The 2443-nt window shown below is 71.5% G+C and carries 2 protein-coding genes; one reads left to right on the top strand and one right to left on the bottom strand.

All coding sequences use genetic code 11. The features are described from left to right. Positions 1-618 (bottom strand): phosphatase PAP2 family protein (locus B2284_RS12800; RefSeq protein ID WP_286697603.1); only part of this gene is annotated, 618 nt, incomplete at its 3' end. 287 nt (positions 619-905) lie between these two features. Here B2284_RS12800 and B2284_RS12795 point away from each other — a divergent pair. Next, positions 906-2443 (top strand): ArnT family glycosyltransferase (locus B2284_RS12795; protein ID WP_286697602.1); only part of this gene is annotated, 1538 nt, incomplete at its 3' end.

Below are 2443 nucleotides of genomic sequence, written 5' to 3'. Positions count from 1 at the left end.
CGCGAGCAGGACGCCCGCCGTCACGTCGCTCTGGAAGTGGACGCCGAGGAAGATGCGATCGAGCATCGTCAGGACGACGACGAGCACCCCCACCGTCACCGCTGCGGCGCGGATGAGCGGGTGCCAGCGTCGCACGAGCGGCCACGTCATGATGAGGCACGTCGTCACCATCATCGCGACGTTGAACGCGTGGCCGCTGGGAAAGCTGTAGCCCGGCGCATGGCTGACGGGGTCGGCGATGACGGGGCGCGCCCGCTCGACGATGAGCTTGACCTGCAGGCCGAGGTTCCAGCCGACGAGCATCGTCACGACGCCCCAGATCGTGCGGGCCCGGAAGCCGCGCAGCCACGTCCAGACGGCGACGGGAATCGCGTAGAGGTAGACCATCGTCGGGTGGAACGCGGACTGCCACCCGATCAATGCGTCCTCGAACCCGGGGTGTGCGCGCGTGACGTCGGTGGCCGCGACGACGACTCGCTCGTCGAGGTCGACGATCGGAGCGAAGTGGCGCGTGACGAGCAGCGCGAGCACCGCGACGGGCAGGCACAGGACGGCCGCTGCGACGACACCGCGCAGCAGCCGCGGCCCCACCGCCCGCGCGAGGCTTCTGAACCTCACCGAACCCCGCGATCTCGGCCCTCGCGGCGCTGCGGCAGACATGCCTCATACCGTACTTCGTTCGGTCGCAACACGATCAGCGCCCTTGGGCCGATCTCAGGGGTGGCGGGGTGGGACGTCGCCCGTTGGATCAAGCGGGGCGGGGCCGCGCAGGTCGAGCGGGGCGTGATGGCGAACCGCTCACAGACGGCGCACAGGGGCGCCACGCGGGCAGCAAAGCGCCGGCCGCGAGAGTCGTCGTCATCACCCGGCGCATCGGCGCCGAGACTGCGACGGAGGGATCCGCGATGACCACCACCACACCGACGCGCCTGCTGCGATCGCGCCGCGACGGCCGTCGGGCCCGCGAGCTGCCGGGGGGTGCCACCCCGCACTCCGCGGCGGCACCCCCACGGCGTCAGGACCGGCTGCGGCGCCTCGTGCGCGGCGCCGATGACGACCCTAACTGGGCGCGACCGGCGCTGTTCGCGCTGCTGACGCTGGCCGCCGTCGTGTACGGCTGGAACCTGACGAACTCCGGCTACGCGAACGAGTTCTATGCTGCCGCAGCGAAATCCGCGTCGAAGGACTGGAAGGCGTGGCTGTTCGGTTCGCTCGACTCGAGCAACGCAATCACCGTCGACAAGCCCCCGGCCTCCTTGTGGGTCATGGGGCTGTCCGCGCGGATCTTCGGCTTCTCGTCGTTCTCGCTGCTGCTGCCGCAGGCGCTCATGGGCGTCGGCACCGTCGGCCTGACGTACGGCGCGGTGCGCCGCTGGTCGGGGCACGCGGCGGGCCTGCTCGCCGGGTTGGTCGTGACGACGACGCCCGTCGCGGCGCTCATGTTCCGCTTCGACAACCCCGACGCGATGCTCGTCCTGCTCATGACGGCCGCCGCGTACTGCGTCGTGCGCGCCATCGTGGTGAGCGGACGTGACGAGCCGACGACGACGCGGCGCGGACGGGTTCGCTCCGCCTCGGCTACCGCGCTGCGGTGGATGGTCGGGGCGGGGCTGCTCATCGGCTTCGCGTTCCTGACGAAGATGCTGCAGGGCCTGCTCGTCCTGCCCGGCCTCGGTCTCGCCTACCTCGTGGCGGCACGCTTCTCGCTGGGCACGCGCATCAAGCACCTCGCGGCGGCGCTCGTCAGCGTCATCGTCGGCGCCGGCTGGTTCGTGGCGCTCGTCGCGGCCTGGCCGGCGGGCGCTCGCCCCTACATCGGCGGCTCGACGAACAACTCCGAATGGGAACTCGCGCTCGGCTACAACGGCCTCGGCCGCATCCTCGGCGGCGACGGCAACGCCGGGGGCGGTGGCGGCGCCGGCGCCGGCGGTGGTGGATTCGGTGGCACCGCAGGGCTGTTCCGCATGTTCAACTGCCAGTTCGCCGGCGAGATCTCGTGGCTGCTGCCCGCGTCCCTCGTGCTGCTCGTGGCAGGCCTCGTCGCTCGTCGTCGTGCACCGCGCACCGATCTCGTGCGCGCGTCACTCGTGTTGTGGGGCGGCTGGCTCGTCGTGACGATGCTGTGCCTGTCGTTCATGAAGGGCACCGTGCACTCCTATTACGCCGTGGCGCTCGCGCCGGCCGTCGCCGCGTGCATCGCCGTCGGTGGTCGTGAGGTCTTCGCGCGACGCTCGTCGCTGCTGTGGCGCGTCGTGCTCGGCGCGGCGATCTGCGTCAGCGGTGTCTGGAGCTTCCGGGTGCTGACGACGTCTGCGTCCGGCTGGATGCCGTGGCTGAAGTGGATCTGCGCGATCGCTGCGGTGCTCGGGGCGATGACGTTCGTCGCCGCGCCGGCATGGGGTGCGCGTGCGCGCCGCGTCGCCGTCACCGGCCTCGTCGTCGG

The organism is Dermacoccus sp. UBA1591, assembly GCF_002322065.1.
Classification (GTDB): Bacteria; Actinomycetota; Actinomycetes; order Actinomycetales; family Dermatophilaceae; genus Dermacoccus; species Dermacoccus nishinomiyaensis.
Note: the sequence above shows the minus strand (reverse complement) of the source record. Positions and strands in the feature narration are given on the sequence as shown.